This window comes from Methanothermococcus jasoni, assembly GCF_049075655.1.
In the GTDB taxonomy this organism is placed as follows: domain Archaea; phylum AGJL01; class Methanococci; order Methanococcales; family Methanococcaceae; genus Methanofervidicoccus.
The window spans coordinates 865,496-887,530 of sequence record NZ_CP157522.1 but is presented as its reverse complement, the minus strand read 5'-3'; the positions used below and the strand labels follow the sequence as shown (position 1 = coordinate 887,530).

The following is a 22,035-nucleotide window of genomic DNA, read 5'->3' as shown; positions in this document are numbered from 1 at the left end:
AATGTTTCTCACAAAAGAAGAGGAAAAAATATATAACGGAGAATATGGGGAAATCCTTGAAACCTGCATGAACCTTTTAGTGTCCTTGGGAGACATATACGGTGCAGAGAAACTTATACCTATCTCATCGGCACAGGTTTCTGGTGTATCCTATAAAACAATAGGGGAAAAAGGTTTAGAATTCCTGAAAGATATGTCCAATAGCAACATTAAAGTATCCGTCCCCACAACACTAAACCCTGCGGGCATGGATTTAGATAAATATGTAGAGCTCGGATTCCCAAAAGAGTTTGCAAAAAAACAACTTGAAGTGATTGAGTGCTTTAAAAAAATGAGCATAGAAATAGGATGCACATGCACACCTTATTTATCTGGAAATGTTCCCATATTTGGTTCCCACATTTCATGGGCTGAATCCTCTGCGGTATCCTATGCAAATTCAATTATCGGAGCTCGGACAAACCGTGAGGGAGGACCATCTGCACTGGCTTCTGCCATACTTGGAAAAACCCCATATTATGGATACCATCTTGATGAAAATAGAATTCCCACACATATAATTGAGGTGGATGCGGAAATAACAAAACTATCCGATTACGGAGCTCTGGGCTCTATCGTTGGAAAGATTGTAAAAAATGGAGTTCCATACTTTAAATTTAAAAAATTGGATATTGATGATGTGAGCTCATACAAATCCTACAAATTAAAAGGCCTTGGAGCATCCCTTGCTGCAAGTGGTGGTGTTGCACTGTATCATGTCGAGAACATTACACCAGAGGCTAAAATTGTAATGGGAAAAATTGAAGAAAGTAACTATAAAGAAATCGAAAAAATAACCATAACAGATGATGATATTAAAAATGAATACGAATCTCTAAATTCTGCTGAATGCCCTGATTTAATATGTATAGGATGCCCACATTGTAGTTTAGAAGAGATAACGGAAGTTGTAGATTTTATATTAAAAAATAACCTAAATAAAAATAATAGATTTAAATGTGATTTATGGATATGCACATCAATTCATATAAAATCGATAGCCGATAGGATGGGATATACAGATATTATAGAAAATGCCGGTGGAAAAATCGTATGTGATACTTGTATGGTTGTGGCACCAGTTGAGGATATGGGTTATAAAAATATTGCCACCAATTCTGGAAAAGCTGCAAAATACCTCCCCAATTTTTGCAATAGTAATGTAATTTATGGGGATACGATAGATATATTAAAAAAAGGAATATAAATCTGATTTATAACTGATATGAAAATAGAAAATAGATAAAAAAGGGATATAAATGTAGAACTATTCCTCATGATTGCCATCATCAATTGGCGATACCGTCACTTTTTTTAATGAATATCCTTTTGGACATTTTATCTTTTCATCAAATACTTTTAATATTTTATATTTATTATAGACGCCCTCTGGATGACATAACATATAATTCTCACAGAGTATATTATTACATTGTATATCCCTATGGGATAGTGTAAGACCATCCAATGCTTTTCTTGACTCTACCAACATAACAATATCCTTTGCAGGCTCTATCTCCACAACTTTGACCCCACTTTCATGAATCTCACATGGATGATTTGCTGACCTCACACTAACAATTTTATACCTCTTCCCCACTACCATCCCATCATGGCAAATTTTTTTGAATCTACATGATTCGCATTCTTTTAATAAACCATAATAAACAAATTCATTTCCAGTTTTTGCTATTTTACTACCAATTAATGTAATCCTTTTTTTCATAATCTCACCAAAAATTATATAATACTAAAAAATAATGTAAATATTTAAAGAATATATTATAAAAATATAGTTATTTTTATTTAATTTAATTTTTTATTATATGGTGTAAAAATGTGCGGCATAATTGGATATATTGGAAACAGAATGGCGTCTGAAATATTATTAAAAGGACTAAAAAGATTGGAATATAGGGGATATGACAGCTGTGGTATTGGAATAATTGACAATGATAATTTAATTATAAAAAAGAATATTGGAAAAGTGGAGGAGGTTGCTAAGAAGGAGGATTTTTTGGGAGTGGATGGATGTGTCGCTATAAGTCATAATAGGTGGGCAACACATGGGAATGTATCAAAAGAAAACGCCCATCCTCATTCTGATTGTAAAAATGAAATCTGTGTTGTTCATAACGGAATAATTTCCAACTACAAAGAATTAAAGGATATGCTGATAAAAAAAGGGCATGTGTTTAAATCACAGACTGATACCGAAGTAATACCTCACTTAATTGAAGAGGAATTAAAAAAATATGAAAGCCCATCAGAAGAAGATTATATAAATGCTATTAAAGATGCCATAAAAAAATTGGACGGCACTTATGCATTTTTAATATTAAATAAAAACTTCCCAAACTTGCTTATTGGATTAAGAAACGAAAACCCACTTATTCTTGGAGTAAAGGAGGATGAATGCTTTTTGGGAAGCGACATTTCGGCATTTTTAGAATGGACAAAGGAAATTATACCTTTGAAAGATGGAGATATGGTAGTTTTAAGAAAAGAAGGTAATAATAACGATAAGGATAAAGATAAAACTAAAAATAAAAATAATAATGTAATATCCTACACCATATACAACAACAATGAAGACATTACAGACAAAAGAGAAAAAACTATAATAGAATGGGATATTGAAAGTGCAGAAAAAGGGGGATACGAGCATTTTATGTTAAAAGAGATTATGGAGGAGCCGGAGGTAATTAAAAACTCATCCAAAATATGCAATGATGAAATAAAAGAGCTCGCAAAAGCACTACATAATCACGATAAAATATATATCATTGCAATGGGGACTTCACTTCATGCTTTAATGGTTGCAGAATACTGGTTTTCAAAATTAAATAAATTGATAATACCTTGTGATTCATCGGAGTTTCTAATAAAAGGTATAGTTGATGAAAACACCCTCGTAATAGGAATTACTCAAAGCGGTGAAACATACGACACGATAAAAGCAATAAAATATGCAAAAGAAAAGGGGGCAAAAACTGCTACAATAGTAAATGTTTTAGGTTCCACAGCAACAAGGGAGGCAGATATTACTATTATGATGGGCTCAGGTATTGAAATATCGGTCTGTGCAACAAAAACCTACATGTCTCAATTGATGATATTGTATAGATTATTTATTGAGTATGGGGAGGTAATTGGAAAAGACATGGGCATATATAGAAAAGAACTTGAAAATATTCCAGAATATATAAAAGAAGTTATAAATGAAAATGAAAGGGAGAATATAAAAAATATATCCAAAAACCTAACCGCTAAAAACTACCTCTTTATATCGAAGGGGATAAATCTACCAAATGCATTGGAAGGAGCTCTGAAATTTAAAGAAATTACATACTTACATGCTGAGGGCATGAGTAGTGGATTTTTGAAACACGGAACAATATCATTAATCGATGAAAATATGGATACTGTTGCACTTGTTCCTCCATCAAATTCAAACCTGTTTAATTCAGTAATCTCAAATATTGAAGAGATAAAGGCACGGAATGGAAAAGTTGTAGGAATATCTCCTGTAAATGTTGATATAGTTGACTACCTAATAAAAATACCTGATGTGATGGAAGAGGTAAGTCCTTTTGTTTATGCCCCCGCCTGTCAGCTGTTGGCATACTATAAAGCTGTGGAGCTCGGTAGAGATGTGGATAAACCAAGAGGGCTTGCAAAGAGCGTCACAGTTGAATAAATTAAAATTTTTATACTTTTTGACAGGTGAAGTTAGAGCTCACCATACATTCTCTTTAAAATCAGTGCATCATACTCCATCCTTGGACTTTCACATATAACAGTTCCCTTTGCATTGAAATCCTTCAATACTTTTAAAACCTCCTTATAATTAAAATTAGAAGCATCCAATGGCAGATGGTTCTTTTCCCCTCCTTTTCCAAATTCAATTCCAGATATATGGATGTGCATGTCGTTTATTGCTCTTTTTCCCAATTTATTCTCCATATTTTCCATTATCTTATAAAATGAATTATAGTCGTTTATTCTTCCCAAACTTCTTGCATATATGTGTGCAAAGTCAATACACGGCAATATACTTAGTTCTTCTGATAATGATAGGAGCTCCTCAATACTCCCAAACTGACTTATCTTTCCAGTGGTCTCTGGTCTCAACATTGCATTTATTTTATTTTCATTTAAGTATTCTACCATTCTACCAATGTTTTTAAGCATAGTCTTATATACCTCATTTTTATCCATTTTAAGATAATATCCTGGATGAAAAACCACATTTTTATTTTTTTGAGAGTTTTTTCCAAAGATGCTTATTATCTTTGCCGAATTTACTATTCTATTAATGCTGTTTTCAATCTTTTCCTGCTCCTTTGCATTTAGGTTTATATAGTATGGGGCGTGAACACTTAATATTATATCATTTGAATAATTTTTTAACTCCTCTGCTTTTTCCTCTTTTATATTAACTCCTCTTACAAATTCTATTTCCATAGCATTTAAGGCTATCTTTTTTAAAAAATCAAAGGCTCCTTTTGTAGTTCTTGGTTTTACATTTATTGGTATTCCAGCTGTTCCAAAGTTTAACATAATATCACATAAAAATTTATAAAACAAGATAATGTTATGTAGTTTAGTATGATTAGTAATAAAACAAAACTATTTAAATAAACTTGTGGTAGTATGAAAAATTTAAAATATTATATGGAATTAGTAAGGGCAAAAAATTGTTTAACCGCATCTTTTGGAACTGTTGCTGGTGGTTTAATAGCTTCGGGTTTTAACTTTGATTTGATTCATTATATTTTAACTGCATCGTTGGTTGTGTTTTTAATCTGCGGATTTGGAAATGCACTTAATGATATATACGATATTGAAATCGATAGAATAAACAAACCATTTAGACCACTTCCATCAAATAAAATATCCTTAAAAAATGCAAAAATATTTTCATGGTTGTTGGTGGCTATCGGCTTATTGCTTTCAATGTTCAATAAAGTATGTTTTGTTATAGCAATTATTAACGCACTTGCATTGTATCTGTATGCTAAAAAATACAAAAGAAACAAAATAATTGGGAATTTAATAGTTGCATACCTCACTGGCTCAGTATTTGTATTTGGTGGTGCCTCAGTTAATAATATTGGAATTACATTAATTTTATTCCTATGTGCAATGTTTGCAACATGGAGCAGAGAAATAATAAAAGATTTTGAAGATATTGAAGGAGACTTAAAAGAAGGAGTGATGTCCCTCCCTATAAAATACGGCAAAAAATCCCTATATGTTGCAGGTATTTTTTTAATTACGGCTGTTGTATTGAGCCCATTGCCATACATTATGGGAATCTTTGGGGATGTTTATTTATTTGGAATAATTTTATGCGATATACTGTTTATATACTCGATTGTTAAATTGTTGGGAGCTCCTTCAAAAGAGGGTGCTAAAAAATCATCAAAAAATATAAAATACATAATGAATTTGGTGCTTTTGTGCTTTATTATAGGTTCAATTCTAAAATAAACGCAAACTAAAAAACTAAAAAGGTATTAGAACAATGGGATACCTACACCCAATACTTTATTTATTATGAGCTCAGTGACATATGACACAATAGAAACTATCCAGAGTATTATTGTAAAATGCATCAACATAACTTGTGGGTGTCCGCCATCCATTATTTTTATCATATATCCTGAAATTAAAGCATATATTGCCAGACAAGCATACATTAGATAGGATATTATCGATAAATCACCGGGTGCCATAATATTTATAACGCTAATCATCGCCTCAGGGATTTCAAGAGAAGTATATAAGCTATTTACCATATGTGCTACTCCATAAGAGGTATATAATGCAAGAGCAAGACCTCCTCCCAATCCATACATTATAGCAGTAAATTGTTCAACACTTTGATATTTTGATTTTCTTAAATTAATTATTTTACGAAAATTATTTCCTATGATTTCAGAAGCTTTTCCAGGGTCTCCCCCCAAAAATGTACATCTTTCAAACATTTCGGAAAACAACTGTATCAAATAACTACATGTTTCAAAACCAAAAAGTCTCCATGCTTTATTGTTATCGATTCTTATAGATATCCTTTTATAAAGTCGTTCTAAATCCTTTGTCAATGGACCAAAATCATGTGATGACAAATACTTTAAAGAATCCTCCATACCTCCGCCTTTTGCACTGACTGAATCACCCAGTGACCTTAAAAAATCTGGAAAGTTATATTCTTTTCTTATAACCAAACTCTCCTCTCTTTTAGCGATATATCCGCCGATTAGAAGTGGTGTAAATCCAGCAGCAAATATTATCTGATATGGAATTGCAGCTATTTTTGGAATTCCTGCAAAATATTTCCCCCAAATAAGAACGCCCAGAGTTATTATGGTTAAAATTATTGAGATTATCAAATACTTCCTAAGTTTTAAATCCACAGGAGTTGGCTTCTCACCAGTATGCCATAATCTATCTGCGGGCATTTTACTTTTAATAATATACACCAAACATACCTCTGCTATAATAAATCCCAACAATGCCATAGTGACCGTAGTCACAAAATTATAAGGTGCTATGAACGGAGCGATAACTGCAAAAGTTACAAAAAATGCAAGAGATGTAATTGCACTAATATACATTTCTTTAAACATGTCCAATGAATATAATGACCTCTTATAAAATGCAGCATAATCATTCATAACTATGGACTGCTCCTTTGCTAAGAAATCTTTGAGCTCTTCACCACTATCTATTGAATATGCCATCCTATCTAAAAAATCTGAAAACTCACTACTTGGAGTTCTATGTGCTAAGAATCTGCAAGCTTCAGCAAGTGATTGATTCCATCTTTTTATTAATACATATATTTTTTTCGATTCATTGGCTAATTGTCCGAGCTCTTCCTTTTCATTAGCAAGAATTTTCATGAGCTCCTTTCTGTCTAAATCAGTTATTGATAAGACACCGAATTTTGTTATAAATATGTGGAGTTTTTCGTTTATCTGGTTTTTTTGGTTATCTAATTCTATATAGGGATAACCTATGGCACTGCCCAAAATTAATACTGGAATAAGCAATACTAACAATCGTATGTATCCTGAAAAATAAGTTATTCCCACGGCTACTAAAATGATGGAGAGAATAATTGAAGGCAGGACATATTTTAATAAATAATCTCTAGGCTTTAATCCCACACGGGATAGAATATCTAGGAACATAAAATCACCTCAATTACCTCAGATAGGGAATGGGAGCCCCTCCAATCCTTTTTCATAAAAATTCCATATTACATCTAAAACCTCATAATATCCAAACATGCCTCTTGCTATCATTTCTTCAAGTATTCTGGTCCGTAAATTTAATTCATCATATATCTCCCTTGGGTCATCGTAGCCAGCTACCTTTGCAATTTTATCTTCAAGAATATAACTGTTGTTAAGTCCTGTAAAGTTGTGTTTATCATTTTGAGGGTCCCATTCAAATACCCCTCTTGTTATTACTCCATCTACTTCTTTATAATAACCTTCAATTTCTTCAATACTTACGACTCTTCTTAAAAACTTACCTCTACTGTATACTGCGAGCTGAAATAATGCCACATGGAGGTTGTCCATGAATGTTAGTGGAATATTAATTGGGTCCCCATTCAATCTTTGAATCATTTTCCTAACATTTGCAGCGTGGAATGTTGATAATACCGGGTGTCCTGTCTGCATTGCTTGGAATGCCACTGCACCTTCAACACTCCTTATCTCCCCAACAATAATATAGTTAGGTCTAGACCTCAGTGCAGCCCTCAATAAATCGAACAGTGTAACTCTACTTTCTTCAGGCCCTCTTTCTCTTGTCAGCAGCTGTTGCCATACTGGCTGAGGTGGTTTAACCTCGGCAGTATCCTCACAAGAAAATACCTTCGATTTTGGTTTAATAAATGGTAATATGGCATTTAATGTTGTGGTTTTACCTGATGCAGTCTCCCCACAAATAAAGATACTCATACCATATTCCAAGCAAAGCCATAAATATGCCGCAGTTTGAGCAGACATTGTCCCCCAGCTGATAATTTGAGTAATACTTATTGGAACGTCTGTAAATTTCCTAATAGTGAATGAAGGACCTTTCAATGAAACGTCTGTTGAATAAATAATATTTATCCTCGAACCGTCTGGAAGGGAACCATCAACAACAGGGTTTGCATCAGAAACTGGTCGTCCTATCCTTTCACACATATTTTTTAAATAGTTTGAAAGTTCGATGTCATTTTCCCACCTAATATTTGTAGGGAGCATGTCGAATATCTTATGAACAAGCTGACAGCCATTTGAGCCTATTACGTGTATATCCTCGATATAAGGGTCTCGTTTAATAGGTTCAAGCACGCCCAATCCTATCAAATCTCTTTTTAATAAATATAAGTATTTATCCCTTTCAGGTTTTGTAATTTCAATTTTTCCAGCATTTAGAAAATTAAAGAATTTTTTGCCCTTTTTTTTACTCTCGACGACCTTGGTTGTTTTGTTAAATAAGTCGGTTAGTATTTTTCCAAATTCTTCATCACTTTCAGGAGAATCCGCATAAGGAGCATATTCTAAAAGTTTATCCATTATCATTTTATAAGTTAATTTTTCATCTAGGGTTTCCAACCTCGGCTCTATAACTATATACTTTGTCTTAACATCATGGGTTCCAAATATATGAATAAATAATGGATCACCAATCGGATAAAGAATATTTGGATATTTAAGTTCTTTTAAATCCCTCGATAAGCTCACCATGAACTCAGGCATTTTTAAATAGGTTTTTTTGAAGTTATCCACATACTTACGCAAATGAGGATTTCTTTCCATACTGGTTTTAAACTCATCTGCCATTTCTATCACCTTATATTTATAATACTAAATTACTGTTGTTATATAGCCATACAATCATACGTTTTATGCTACGGATGATATCTCTACTGCAATACCTAAATTAGGTTCCACTCTGAATACCATGGTTTTTTGATATGGGCCCCTTGCTAAATTGTATTTTTCAACTCTTACAAGGTTTTTAACACTCCCTCCAAATGTGTAAATTTCAGTTTTGAATACCATTGTAGCAGCTGTTCTAAATAATGTTAAAACAGATTCAGGTAGTTCTTTTGGATTTATGGTGTAAATTACAATCTTATTCATAGCTGCTATTCTTTTAAAAAAAGCTATTAAATCATTCACCTTAATATCGCTTGCATCATTTACTATAAGGGATGATATGGTGTCATATATTACAACATCTTTTTCATAAAATGTCCTTGTTTCCATAAGTTTTTTTATAAAATCTTCCTTTTGAAGATTATCAGATATTAATGGATATACTGGAATGTACAGTAAAACTCCGCTCAAAAGTTTTTTATTTATATTGTAATTTAATGACATCATTTGCTTTACAAACTCCAATGTTGTTAATTGTGTTGAAATATACGTAACAGAGTGAGCGTTTTGTAAAAAACCATAAGCTAATCTTTGAGCAATTATTGATTTTCCAGTAGATTCTTCCCCCTCAATAAGGATTATACTCCCGTATGGGATGCCCCCACCCAACCTTTTATGAATATCATCCCTACTAAGTTCGATTCTTGCAAGCTTCATAAAATCACCAGATATATGCCGTCATTGAATCTCTACCTTCAATGTCCTAGCTACTCCATTTTCAGAAACCACTTTTATTCTATGGTATCCTGTTGTGTTATAATTAACATCAATTTTACCAACCATTGATGGATTTAATACCTCTGATGTACTATCCACTATCGCCGTGGAATTTATAGATTTAACTTCTCCATCAATGAGAACTGTTAAAACTCCCTTATTGAATGTTATTGGCGTTTTTCCAGTATTTTTTATATATATGGAAATAATGCCTGTTGACTGATTCCTTGGGACATCTCCAGGGTCATTAATTATTTCGAAATCCTGAGATAGTTTTGACGAAAGTATATCTCCCTTATTATTCATCCCAAGAGATAGTTTATGAGTAGTGGTTGCTAGAATCCCAGAAACAGCAGCAGCAATTATTAAAACGCTGACGAATATAATTATTTCTGAGAACACATTGGATGCCATTAAATCACCTAATAATAATCAACAATAACAAACATAAAAAGGTTAAAAGTATTCTTATTATAATTTATAATTTTGTAGTAACCTAATTTAAATTACAATAATACTTATTCCCATACTCCGAAACCACACATATTCTTGCTGGAGCAGTGGCATTTATAATAATTGTGATATTATTCAGTGGAGTTAAATACGTCACATCCGGATTAACTTCAAAGTTTTTTGGTGTGCCATTATACATTACTGTCCATTTATGGGGTTCATGAGTCAATGAGCCATTATTTAAAAGTGTTATATTTATGGTATCGCTTGAATTTACAGCAGATACTATTGTCAATTTTTCATTTGCTTTATTGTTTAAATGATTTATATACTCAGAATATGCGTTATTTATCTTAACAGTATTTAAATCCACTGAACTATATATGTATATAGAACAAACCAATACTGTTGATAATATAATTATCAAACCAGCAGTTGAACTAAACCCCATAGTATTGTTCAACCCCCTTTTTTATTCTCCTTATTTCCCATTCTATCCTATCAAGCACTTCACTGGAAATTTTTTTACCATTTAATCTTTCTATAAATAATAATGAAACCAGGTGGTCAGCAATTGTAAGATTGCCAGAAGGTTCGTCTATTTCTGCTCCTGGTTTGATTCCTTTCAGGTATTTTAATAAATCCAATACTGCCTTATCAGATAACCAGCCTAAATTATAATAGAATTCCAATGTATTAGCAATATTTGAATAACCTACTCTTTCTGACAAATATTCCAACCATTTGAAAGTGAATATTATTGACATTGGATCTTCTGGAATTTTTTCCAATTTGGCTGGTTTATGTGCTTCAAACAGTATTGAAGATAATGTTGATGTATCCATAATAATCCCTCCTTGCAATGTCTTAATAATTTATATACTTTGCAATTCTTCTGCCCATTTCCTTATTCTGTTTATTTCCCTATCCATACTTTCTAATTCATCCACAGGTATTGGCCTACCTGCTAATTTTTCAATATAAAGTAAGGAAACTATATGGTCCTCTGATATCATCTTATCCATGGGCTTCCTGAATTCTTCATTGAGATATTTCATATTTTTTGATATTTTTATCAATCTATTAACTACCTTTTCAGATATCCACCCCAAATTATAATAATAATCTAAAATATCAATTAAATTACTCAATCCAACTCTACTTATTAAAAATTCAAGCCATTTAAAGACTAACATAGTGGATAGGGTATCCTCAGGTAATTCTTCAAGATTATACTTTTTATCATGCACTCCTGTTAAATCGGTTGGCATATCAATGACCTCCTCTTCAATAATCGGAACATTTTTTGAATTTTCAGTTTCTATTTCATCCACAATAGGTTCTTCCTCTTTTTTCTCGATTTTCTTCTCCAGGGTTTTCAATTCTTCAGGTTTGTGTTCTTCCACATCCAACTCTTCTGTAATTACTTCGCTTTCTTCCTTTTCTTCTTCCATTATGTCTGCATTGTCTGCATTTTCATTGATTTCTACTAAACCTTCCGGTTTATCCGACTCCACCTTTTCATCTTCTTCTAAACTAGATAATTCTCTTTTAATATCCTCAGATACCTTTGTTGCGGAAGATATTGCCGCAACTTTCATCAGTGCATCCAATTTATTACTCAAATCATTGATTTTAGCGGTTAATTCTTCTGCTTTTTTATCCTCTGGTTTTTTACCCAAATAAAGGTCAGTGACCCTATTCACTATCCTATCTAATTGGTTTTTTGTTAATTTTCTGTTTTTCAAATTATTTTTTAACAGCTCAACAATAAATGAAGGAATTTTAGTTTTTAAATTCTCTAGATATTCCTCCAATTCATCCTCAGTTAAATAATCTTCCATTGTGGAAGAATACAATTCTGTTTCACTAACCATTTGAATCCTCTCCTGATATTACTTTGGAGATTTCTTCTTCTGCAAGTATATCATTGATGACACCATCTAAATCGATATCGTGCTGTTTTAGATATATGTCCGCAAGAATTACGACATCCCTTTGTAACTCATCAACTTTTTTTCTAAGGGCGTTTGCTTCATATTCTAATCTTTCCATTTTTTCCATGCTGGTTGCAGTAATTTTTGAAATCCCTATAAATGGATTTACTTGATTTGAGACCACTTCGTAGAGTGCCATTATGTCTTGAAAGTTCTCATTTATTTTATTGATATTATCTCTTAGAGTTTCATTTTCCTTCCTTAGATTTGTAATCATCATTTCTATTTTTGGAAATCTTGATTCAAGCTCTCCAATTTTAGCAAGAAGTTCCTCATTTGCAGCAGCTAATTCATCCCCTGATTCAGGCATGTCATCTTCATCAAGCATGAATTCATCATCAAGACCTTCCGCTTCACTACCTCCTCCTTTATTTTTACCAAATGCTATTTTTTTTTTATTTCGTCAATTATTTCAGATATGTTTGGCATTTTTTCACCCATTATTGAAGAGCTACTACTTTACCACCAAATACTGATGGTGTTCTAAACTCGATTATTCCTGATGCACCATATTCTGGGATTACCTCCCCAGATATTACATCTCTTGTAGCCACGCCAGGATTAAATATGGCACCAGTATTTACTGTAAGTACAACTTTATCCCCATAGTTAACCGTAGGGTGAGCTCCGTATGTAGATTTATCAGAATCCTGTAAAACGATTATTCCAAATTTAGGCACGTTGTTTAATACCCATCCATCCTTTCCTACGGTAATTTCATTTGAATTTCTGATTACAATATAGCTTCCATTAACATGTTCTCCTTCAGTGGTATTTACCACAGTGGTATTAACTGAATCGTTAGCCCCTTCAAGAACCAATCCCTTGAATATATCCTCAGTACCATTTGTATCAGCATGTTTGATAATGCCGGAGTATACCAATGATACCTTTTTATCTTCATTTGACACGGTAATTATTGTAGATGTTAAATCTATATCATCGCCAATATTTGGCCCTACAAATATGGCCATACCTTTTATATACCCATACTGGGAGCTATCCACTGTATTCCGATATGCAGAGTTGTTTATTATGGTCTCATTGGATGTTGTGTTTATAACTATAAAAGAATCCGTAGAATTAACATCTGCATATCCTGCAACTTTGATAACCTGAATACCACTTGCTACTTGTTTAGTGCTTTCCTGACCAACAGTAGATGCTTTGTGTTGTAATTTTCCAGCTGTGTTTATAATTACCGCTGCTGCAACTGCTGCAACTAATACTAGGGCAATAAATATAATTAAGGTCCCAATACCAATAGCACCCCTTTTATTTTTAAGGAATTCCAACATAAATTCACCTCAAAAAAATAGAGAATTTAATAATTTATTGAAGCTGTATTACTCTTGAACCATTTATGTATGTTGCAGGGGTTGTGAATGATATCACACCAGGAGCTCCGAACTCTGGCTGTATTGTACCTGTTATATCTGACCTTGGACCCATTTTTAATCCTGTGGTATTTAATGCTATTGCTACAATATCTCCCTTGTTGATAACTGGTGTTTTAGCAGTGCATGAACCATCTGCATCTTGAACTACTATAATACCAAATTCTGTTGATGAGATATTACCCCATACTCCACTATCAAATACTGAACCTCCATCTTTGATTTGAGTATCTGTGGTATTTGCATTTGATATGTTGTATTTTGCAACCAATTTTGTAGAACCATCACTTACCATAACAACAGCCTGACTCAAATCAATTGGAGCACTTCCAGCGTTTGGTGAAATATATATTACAGTTTTATTTATGTTGGATGTGTTATGCATACCCATAACTTGTAATACCTGTATACCACTAGCTACTTGTTCTGTGCTTTGCTTACCTGTGGCTGACGCTTTTTGTTGTAAGAATCCACTTGTGTTAATTAATACGCTTGCTGCAACTGCTGCAACTAATACCATAGCAATGAATACTATTAAAGTTCCAATTCCCATGGCACCTTTTTTGTTCTTTAAGAATTCAAGTATTTTTATTTTCATAATATCTCCCTCCTAAAAGGTATTTAGGTAATTATTGTAATTCCATAACTTCTTTGGTGTATGCAACTGGTGTTGTGAAATCAACAACCGCAGGAGCTCCGAACTCTGGCTGCAACTTACCTGATATAGCTTGTCTTTCAGGAATTTCTGCATTAAATGCTGCCTGTGAATTTACCAATATAGCTACTATATCTCCTTTGTTGATAACTCCAGCACTTGTTACTGAACCGTCGTTGTCTTGTAATGGAGCTACTAAGAACTGTTTGTCGTTTGCTCCTCCCCAGATAGCATCATCGTCACTAATATATACCCAGGTTAATGGTGTTGATGATGCAGTACCTGTTGATGCAGTACCTGTTGTTATAGTTACAGTATAGGTTCCAGCATCTGCGTCATAAACACCTGTTGAATTAACAGAAGGAGCAGTCGCTGTTGTTGTGGAAGAACCATCATTATACTCTAACTTAGTTATAGCTTCACCATTCCACAAACTTTTCAATAATGCTATTGATTTATTATCACTAGCCTCTAATACAATATATTTACTATCTACACCGTTGTCTATTAATGTAGCAGTTATTCCACTGTAGTCTGATGTGTTAAATACAATATCATGTTTTAAATTGAATACATCCTGGCTTCCATCCGTAGCAGATATTTTACCTCCATACTTCAATACTACGCTTTGACCATCGTATGTTAAGAATAATTTAGCCTGTTTTAAGTCAATTGGAGCACTTCCAGCGTTTGGTGATATATACATTACCATTTTATCTAAATCGTAGTATTTATTGTCGTATTTAAAAATATGTCCGCTTACTCCACTGCACAACAATCCACTAGCAACTTGTTCTGTACTTTCTTTACCTGTGGATGATGCTTTTTGTTGTAAGAATCCACTTGTATTAATCAATACGCTTGCTGCAACTGCTGCAACTAATACCATAGCAATGAATATTATTAAAGTTCCAATTCCCATGGCACCTTTTTTGTTCTTTAAAAATTCAAGTACTTTTATTTTCATAATATCTCCCTCCTGTATTTGTCATTTCATTGTCGCAGGCTCTTGGCAATCAATTCTGATTTCGATATTCCATATCGATAGTATGGATATTTTGCTCTCACCTCATTTTAATTATTTCACTATATTATGTTTATTTCATTAAATAAAAGCTTTTTTTGTATCCTTTACTGCATGCGGTTTTGCAGCTCTTTGTGTAGGTAAAATAAAGTTTTTTAAATTAAGACATACCTACATAAAAACCTGTAAATTGACATACCCTTTAATATTAATATATTATTGAGTGCATTATTTTTTAAAGGGATAAAGTTTTAAAAATTATAATTTAAAAAGTTAAGTGGGCGGCATTATGATGAAAAAATTACTTAACGACCAGGAACGATTTGAACATCCGATCAGCCAAAATTCTAATTTTCTTACGGATCTAACTATGCACCATTCAATATCAAAATTTAAAGCAGCAGTCATTGGTGGAGATTTCAAAGTAAAATTATCATTACTCAACTCTCTATCATTAATTTCAATATCAAATCCACAAATTCTCAAAGAAATCATGCCAGATATAATTGTATTATTAGATGATAAAGATTGGAGAATTAGGAAAAATACCTTGGATATTATTGGAAATATCGGATTTATAAAATTCGACATGGTGAAAAATTATATCAAAAATATTCTGTGCAAATTGGAAGATCCTAATCCTGGGGTGGTGTGCTCAGCAGCATATTCAATTACAAAAATTACTTTAAACCCGCAGTGTAAAAATAAATCAAAATTAATAGATTATACCATAAAAAAAATAACAAACAAATATCTACTAGTCGAAATTATTAAAAACATAAGTGAAGTGCAGCCAAATATCGTAAAAAACTATTTAAATGAGATATTAAAATTTCTTGATGATGATAGCGACGTTATAAAAATCAACGTTCTTAAAATATTGGGGAACATTGAAGACATAAACCTCAATAAAGAAATTGCATACAACATTATAAAAAATCTAAATGGAAGTTTAGAGCTCCGAAAATATTGTGCATATGCAATATGGAAACTAAGCAAAAAAAATACAGAATACTTTAAAGACTCAATAGGTCCTTTAATAAATAATCTAAATTCAAATGACGATATGTTAAAGTCATATTCTTTACTGTCATTGGGAAGATTATGTTATTTAGAGCCTAAAAAGTTTGAAGGTTTAAAACTGGATGAGCTCCTAAACAATGATGATGTCAAAAAATCAGCAATGTATTTACTTCATAATTTATCAATGGTTAATCCGTCTGCAATACTCATTTCAGACAAAATCTGCCATCTACTAAATGATAATGATAATTGGGTTGTTAAAAATGCCATGAGAATTATTGGAAACTTGGGACTATATAATCAAAAATATCTTACAAAGTGTTTAGATTTAGTTAAAGAAAAATTAAACAATTCCGAGCTATGTCATGAAGCTACATTGGCATTAATAAAAGGTCGATATATCGATAAAAAAGTATTAAATGTGATTTTAAATGCGGTGCGCAACCTAAATGATGCAAATAATATGCGTTTTCTAAAAGAAGTTATAGAATATTATCCATCCGAACTATTAGATGGATTATATGCTGAAATCAAAAAATTAAATCCATCCAACCACAATAAAAACATGAACATACTTGATATATTAAGTCTAATTGATGAAAAAAAGAAAGAATTTATCCAAAATAGTAATGTAGATGGTATTAAAAGACCTGAAATAAAAATAGAAGGATATGACGGACCCCCTGTAATTGTAGCTTTGAAATCAGAGTGCGTTGAAGTTGAACTAGAAGATGGTAAAAAAGTATATATTCTACCTAAGGACTCCTGCATGGAAACTCCATTATCCAATGAATTATTGAATATTGTTGAAATATATAATAAAAATGAAGCGGAAGTGTATAAATTATCCCATGAAATTATGATAAAATCTCTTATTGAAGATATACTGAGAGATAGACAACAAAAATAATTCAATAATATACATGTTAAAAAACTTGATCTCTGACCTACTCCCACGACTGAAGTCGTGGGGTTCTCGCTTACGGTAGTAAGCGAGCAACGAAATCATGAAGTGATTTCGTCTAATTTTAGCAGGGTTTAACCCTACAAGGGTGGCCAAGCCCACTACCCCTACCCATTAATGGGTTCAGGGCTACGCTATGCACTTCCAACCACTACCAGCGGTAGAGTTTTTACTAACCCTACCCATAGATACTTGGACTGGTAGCATTATTCACTATGAAACTTCAAATATTTATGTTTTACTACTGACTAATTATAATGTCCGCCTCTAATCCAATCTCATAAGAGATTTTACAAAACTATGTTTTGTATAACGATTAAAATCGTTGGCTTTCTCGGCGGTTTATCGTAAAATAAAAAAATTATAAAAAATTAAGTCCCGATTCATTCGTTTTGGAACCTAAATTCTAGGAATATTACTTTTCCTATCCATCAATTCCTGCTGTTTCCCACGCAACTTTTAAAAAAAAGTTGCATCAAAAGTCCAAAACTCACTTCGTTCGTTTTGGAACCTAAATTCTAGGAATATTACTTTTCCTATCCATCAATTCCTGCTGTTTCCCACGCAACTTTTAAAAAAAAGTTGCATCAAAAGTCCAAAACTCACTTCGTTCGTTTTGGAACCTAAATTCTAGGAATATTACTTTTCCTATCCATCAATTCCTGCTGTTTCCCACGCAACTTTTAAAAAAAAGTTGCATCAAAAGTCCAAAACTCACTTCGTTCGTTTTGGAACCTAAATTCTAGGAATATTACTTTTCCTATCCATCAATTCCTGCTGTTTCCCACGCAACTTTTAAAAAAAAGTTGCATCAAAAGTCCAAAACTCACTTCGTTCGTTTTGGAACCTAAATTCTAGGAATATTACTTTTCCTATCCATCAATTCCTGCTGTTTCCCACGCAACTTTTAAAAAAAAGTTGCATCAAAAGTCCAAAACTCACTTCGTTCGTTTTGGAACCTAAATTCTAGGAATATTACTTTTCCTATCCATCAATTCCTGCTGTTTCCCACGCAACTTTTAAAAAAAAGTTGCATCAAAAGTCCAAAACTCACTTCGTTCGTTTTGGAACCTAAATTCTAGGAATATTACTTTTCCTATCCATCAATTCCTGCTGTTTCCCACGCAACTTTTAAAAAAAAGTTGCATCAAAAGTCCAAAACTCACTTCGTTCGTTTTGGAACCTAAATTCTAGGAATATTACTTTTCCTATCCATCAATTCCTGCTGTTTTGCACTATTCCAGTTTGAAACATTTTGTAAATATCCTGTGATTCTGCTGAACTTTTGAACATCGGAGCTCCCACACTGATTACAGTTGTTCCTTAATCCTGCCATGCCCTTACCACAGTTTTCACAGATGCTAAGATTTTTCGTGTAAGTCCAGAATCCAATGTTGGATTTTTCTGCTATTTTCTTTGTTATATCCATCAGAACCTCAGGGTCTGCATAAGCCTCAGCATTCCAGAAATGTCCTATATGCCCACCATTACACAACGGGTGGAATTTTTCCTCAATTCTTATTTTTTCACCAAGTGTAGTTGGTGAATTAACTTTAACATGTGATGAATTTGTATAATATAGAGTGAGCTCATCTGTCAAATCACCATTTACCACAGATTTTGTTTCATCTTTGTAGTATTTGTAATCCAGTCTTGCAAATCTTCCTGCTGTGCTCTCAGCTGGTGTTTGAGTTACTGTCCATCTTAAACCTGTTTCTTTTTTCAAGTTATCCGCATAACTTCTAATATGCTGGATAACCTTCTCCCCAAATACCACCGCATCTTTTGACGTGTGTAATTCCTCTCCCAAATGGAATTTTAACATTTCATTTAATCCGACAAATCCAAAGGTCTTTGTGGTGCTGTCGTATCTATAATATTGTTCATCGCCAAATTTCTGAGTCATGAAAGGCATTATTCTATCATTAAGTATTTTCATGGTGGTATTGTGCTTTATATTTAGAGCTTCAACAAGTATTGCCAATTTTTCATCGATTATCTCAAACAATTTGTCGTCATCCCCGCCTGCTTCATAGGCAATTCTTGGAAGGTTAAGGGTATACCACTGCATATTTCCAGTTCTAAGGGTATCGTTTTCAGTATCTCCGGTCCAATCTCCGCTTAATCTGGTTCTACATCCCATGGCATTTGTGTTGTTTGCCTGCCAGTCTGGAAGCATATTTATAAAGTATGGCAATCCCCATTTACTGCTCAATTTGTGGAGTTTTATCATCAGTTCTTTATTTTCATCGCTAAACGCTTTCTCCCTTAATTTTACGATGAAGTTTGGGAATAAGAATGGCTTTCCAACTGCATCACCTTCCATCATTACATCAACCAATGCCTCCAATATCATCTTAGCCTCTTCTTCATATTCCCCATAAGTTCCCCTTGTTGTTCCTGCAATCACTGCTGGTTTATCTTTTAAGAACTCTGGAACCTCCAATTCCAAATTTATGCTACTGAAAACTGTCTGACCTCCTCTGGCCACATACATTTGGTTCATTTCGTAAATAAACATCTGCATAAGCTGTTTTATCCTATCATAAGGTAATCCTTTCATATATGGAGCAAGCCATATGTTAAATTCATCTATGGATTGTCCTCCACTCATTTCACATTGTGCCGCACTTAAAACCTTAGCAGCATGCTGTATTGCTACCTCAGCATGTTTTGCAGGCTTTGAAACACTTGTGTGCCTTCCTGTCCCATCAACCTTTAAACCATGCATAAAGAAATTCCTTAAATCATGCTGACAGCAAACTGGCCTTATTGCAGCGTATTCTAAATCATGCAAATGTATGTCTCCCTTCATGTGTGCATCGGCTATATGTTTTGGAAATACCTCCAATAGGGCATACTGCTTCATTGTTTCGTCTGCCACCCACTTATGAATTGATTCTGGGTTGTGCATTAAATTTGCATTCTCTCTACTTCCTTGATTTATGAGTTTTTTAATGTCATATATAGGGATTCCTAATCTTGTGTGTTTTTGTCTGAACTCCTCCAACCCATGTTCAATTAGTTTTGCATTTACGAGCTCCCTTATCATTGGTGCGGTAAGATATTTTAAATTTAATTTTTTTATTTCCTTTTCAATCTCATTACTGATTTTTTCAGCAGTTTTTTTATCTAAACCTGTTTCATCCACAAGTGTGGCTATTATACTGTTTTTATCAAATGGCTGAAATTCATTTTTTGAAGTTCTGACCTTTAAGACATTTTTAAACTGATAGTTTTTTGCATATTTCGTTCCTTTTTGATTATCTATTTCTTTAAGAACCTCACATACAATACGCTTTATTTCATCTGTGGAAATTTTATCATAAATCTTGCCACAAACAACACTAATAATTGAATCTATATGCTCGTAATCCACCTCAGAATTTAAAAGAGATTTAACCAGTTTATTGACATTGAAATTTTCCCTTGCCCCGTCTTTTTTAATGACTTCTATTTTAAAATTGCTATATTTTTTACTACTTATCATTTAATCACCAGAAATATGTTATCAACAACATAAAAACAGTCATATACATATAACGATTGCGGTTCATTTTTCGCCCAATTTTTTTACAAAAGGTGCGAATTTCGTGAAGCAATTGTACGTAATTGTATATTAAAATATAATGGATATAACTAATAAATTATTTAGTTAAATTATTTAATTGATAACCATACAATCATACATATTCATACAATAACTATAATTAATCATACGATAATAATTATTCAATAATATATTGGTGAAATATACGCCCCCCATTATTTATTATTTTTTACTTTATCTAATTCAATATATAATTTAATTTAAATTCGAATAATGGGATATAATATATTTGAAGGAATAAATATTAAATTAATAAATTTTTTAATCGTTCAATGCACAAATCCAAATCACCAAGGCTTTTGTTCTGCATTTCAATCATTTTTATGCACTTTATTTTTTTGATTTTACCTCCATACTTCTTAAAATCAATTTTGCCCTTTCCAATACATAGATGCTCATCGAGCTCTCCATTATTATCATGAATATGGATGTGCGATATTCTTTCAATTAATTCATCATCTAAAAACTTATCAATATTTTTATTTAAAAAAGAATGTCCGATATCAAAAGTAATGTCCAAATCTCCTAAATTATCCATAATTTCATCTATTGGTTCTCTAAACATAAACATGTTATACGACGGCATGTTTTCAATGGTTATTTTTATAGAATATTCATTTTGAATATCATTTAAATCTTTTAAAGATTTTATCAGTGCATTTGATGCTTTTTTATAATCATATTTAAAAATACAATAACCAGGATGCAGAACAGCCAAATTTGCATTAGTTCTATCAGCAGTTTTCAAAATATCCTTAACAAAATCTAAACTGGCATTTCTTATTTTTTCCCTAAAAGAAGATAGATTTAAATCAGTTAAGGGACAGTGCAGTGTGTAATTTAAATCATAGGACTGGGGAATGTCAATATTTTCTTTCCCCATGGTATTTATATTACCATCACAAACTAACTCAACATATCTAACCTTTTTTTCTAAAAATTCCAACGAATATCGCAAATTTTTATCTGAATCTAAAAAGATACTACTGGATACGCCAATTTTCATTATTCCACCAAAATATCGTATCTATCCCTAAAAAACTTTTTTGCAAAACAATAATCACATTTAATTTTAAATAAGATTAATTTTTCTTTACCATTAGAATTATTTATATTCCCCATATAAAAATATCCCTCCAATGTTGGACATGGATTTGCATAACAATAAATGCAATTTAGATTGCATCGATTTGTTATTTTTA

The 22,035-nt window shown here is 32.6% G+C and carries 18 protein-coding genes and 2 pseudogenes; 4 read left to right on the top strand and 16 right to left on the bottom strand.

Annotation, left to right across the window (positions count from 1 at the left end; all coding sequences use genetic code 11):
- The first annotated feature begins 1 nt into the window (after position 1).
- The gene (locus tag Mjas_RS04675) at positions 2 to 1,246 is read left to right on the top strand and encodes an aconitase X (RefSeq protein ID WP_421077044.1); all 1,245 of its coding nucleotides are present in this window, start codon (positions 2 to 4) and stop codon (positions 1,244 to 1,246) included.
- A 60-nt stretch (positions 1,247 to 1,306) separates the two neighbouring features.
- Here the strand turns inward: Mjas_RS04675 and Mjas_RS04670 are convergent, their stop codons facing one another.
- Positions 1,307 to 1,765 (bottom strand): UPF0179 family protein, encoded by a 459-nt coding sequence (locus Mjas_RS04670; RefSeq protein WP_421077043.1) that lies wholly within the window; start codon positions 1,763 to 1,765, stop codon positions 1,307 to 1,309.
- A 111-nt stretch (positions 1,766 to 1,876) separates the two neighbouring features.
- On the opposite strand from Mjas_RS04670, the gene glmS reads away from it, so the two are divergent.
- Complete coding sequence (gene glmS / locus Mjas_RS04665; protein WP_421077042.1) at positions 1,877 to 3,739, top strand: glutamine--fructose-6-phosphate transaminase (isomerizing); 1,863 nt, start codon at positions 1,877 to 1,879, stop codon at positions 3,737 to 3,739.
- A gap of 32 nt (positions 3,740 to 3,771) precedes the next feature.
- Here the strand turns inward: glmS and Mjas_RS04660 are convergent, their stop codons facing one another.
- Positions 3,772 to 4,602 carry a TIM barrel protein gene (locus Mjas_RS04660; RefSeq protein ID WP_421077041.1) on the bottom strand — a complete coding sequence of 277 codons (831 nt, stop codon included), beginning with the start codon at positions 4,600 to 4,602 and terminating at the stop codon, positions 3,772 to 3,774.
- A gap of 93 nt (positions 4,603 to 4,695) precedes the next feature.
- Here Mjas_RS04660 and Mjas_RS04655 point away from each other — a divergent pair, with 93 nt between their 5' ends.
- Positions 4,696 to 5,535, top strand: coding sequence for a UbiA family prenyltransferase (locus Mjas_RS04655; RefSeq protein WP_421077040.1), 840 nt, complete (start codon positions 4,696 to 4,698; stop codon positions 5,533 to 5,535).
- A gap of 26 nt (positions 5,536 to 5,561) precedes the next feature.
- Here Mjas_RS04655 and flaJ read toward each other — a convergent pair whose 3' ends face one another.
- From flaJ to Mjas_RS04595, 12 genes and pseudogenes are all read right to left on the bottom strand, one after another.
- Positions 5,562 to 7,241 carry an archaellar assembly protein FlaJ gene (gene flaJ / locus Mjas_RS04650; RefSeq protein ID WP_421077039.1) on the bottom strand — a complete coding sequence of 560 codons (1,680 nt, stop codon included), beginning with the start codon at positions 7,239 to 7,241 and terminating at the stop codon, positions 5,562 to 5,564.
- An 18-nt stretch (positions 7,242 to 7,259) separates the two neighbouring features.
- Complete coding sequence (locus tag Mjas_RS04645; RefSeq protein ID WP_421077038.1) at positions 7,260 to 8,894, bottom strand: type II/IV secretion system ATPase subunit; 1,635 nt, start codon at positions 8,892 to 8,894, stop codon at positions 7,260 to 7,262.
- Positions 8,895 to 8,957: 63 nt separating this feature from the next.
- Entirely contained in the window at positions 8,958 to 9,650 is a 693-nt protein-coding gene (locus tag Mjas_RS04640) for an ATPase domain-containing protein (protein WP_421077037.1), read from the bottom strand.
- A gap of 21 nt (positions 9,651 to 9,671) precedes the next feature.
- Positions 9,672 to 10,124, bottom strand: a complete 453-nt coding sequence (locus Mjas_RS04635; RefSeq protein WP_421077036.1) for a flagellar protein G — start codon at positions 10,122 to 10,124, stop codon at positions 9,672 to 9,674.
- 82 nt (positions 10,125 to 10,206) lie between these two features.
- A complete protein-coding gene (locus Mjas_RS04630) occupies positions 10,207 to 10,614 on the bottom strand; it encodes a flagellar protein F (RefSeq protein ID WP_421077035.1) in 408 nt (135 codons plus the stop codon).
- Positions 10,604 to 11,008, bottom strand: a complete 405-nt coding sequence (locus Mjas_RS04625; RefSeq protein ID WP_421077034.1) for a FlaD/FlaE family flagellar protein — start codon at positions 11,006 to 11,008, stop codon at positions 10,604 to 10,606. Before Mjas_RS04625 ends, Mjas_RS04630 begins: the two co-directional genes overlap by 11 nt.
- 30 nt (positions 11,009 to 11,038) lie before the next feature.
- Complete coding sequence (locus Mjas_RS04620; RefSeq protein WP_421077033.1) at positions 11,039 to 12,040, bottom strand: FlaD/FlaE family flagellar protein; 1,002 nt, start codon at positions 12,038 to 12,040, stop codon at positions 11,039 to 11,041.
- Positions 12,033 to 12,488 carry a flagella accessory protein C gene (locus Mjas_RS04615; protein ID WP_421077032.1) on the bottom strand — a complete coding sequence of 152 codons (456 nt, stop codon included), beginning with the start codon at positions 12,486 to 12,488 and terminating at the stop codon, positions 12,033 to 12,035. Before Mjas_RS04615 ends, Mjas_RS04620 begins: the two co-directional genes overlap by 8 nt.
- A gap of 112 nt (positions 12,489 to 12,600) precedes the next feature.
- Positions 12,601 to 13,458, bottom strand: coding sequence for a flagellin (locus Mjas_RS04610; RefSeq protein WP_421077031.1), 858 nt, complete (start codon positions 13,456 to 13,458; stop codon positions 12,601 to 12,603).
- 34 nt (positions 13,459 to 13,492) lie between these two features.
- Complete coding sequence (locus tag Mjas_RS04605) at positions 13,493 to 14,149, bottom strand: flagellin (RefSeq protein ID WP_421078571.1); 657 nt, start codon at positions 14,147 to 14,149, stop codon at positions 13,493 to 13,495.
- 37 nt (positions 14,150 to 14,186) lie between these two features.
- Positions 14,187 to 14,552 (bottom strand): annotated as a pseudogene (locus Mjas_RS04600) (flagellin); the annotation flags it as partial.
- Positions 14,553 to 14,777: 225 nt separating this feature from the next.
- A pseudogene (locus Mjas_RS04595) lies at positions 14,778 to 15,173 on the bottom strand (archaellin/type IV pilin N-terminal domain-containing protein); the annotation flags it as partial.
- Between the two features lie 433 nt (positions 15,174 to 15,606).
- Between Mjas_RS04595 and Mjas_RS04590 the strand changes: the two are divergent.
- A complete protein-coding gene (locus tag Mjas_RS04590) occupies positions 15,607 to 17,169 on the top strand; it encodes a hypothetical protein (protein WP_421077030.1) in 1,563 nt (520 codons plus the stop codon).
- A 1,237-nt stretch (positions 17,170 to 18,406) separates the two neighbouring features.
- Here the strand turns inward: Mjas_RS04590 and nrdD are convergent.
- A complete protein-coding gene (gene nrdD / locus Mjas_RS04585; protein WP_421077029.1) occupies positions 18,407 to 20,713 on the bottom strand; it encodes an anaerobic ribonucleoside-triphosphate reductase in 2,307 nt (768 codons plus the stop codon).
- Between the two features lie 364 nt (positions 20,714 to 21,077).
- Positions 21,078 to 21,839 (bottom strand): sugar phosphate isomerase/epimerase family protein, encoded by a 762-nt coding sequence (locus tag Mjas_RS04580; protein ID WP_421077028.1) that lies wholly within the window; start codon positions 21,837 to 21,839, stop codon positions 21,078 to 21,080.
- Positions 21,840 to 22,035 lie beyond the last annotated feature (196 nt).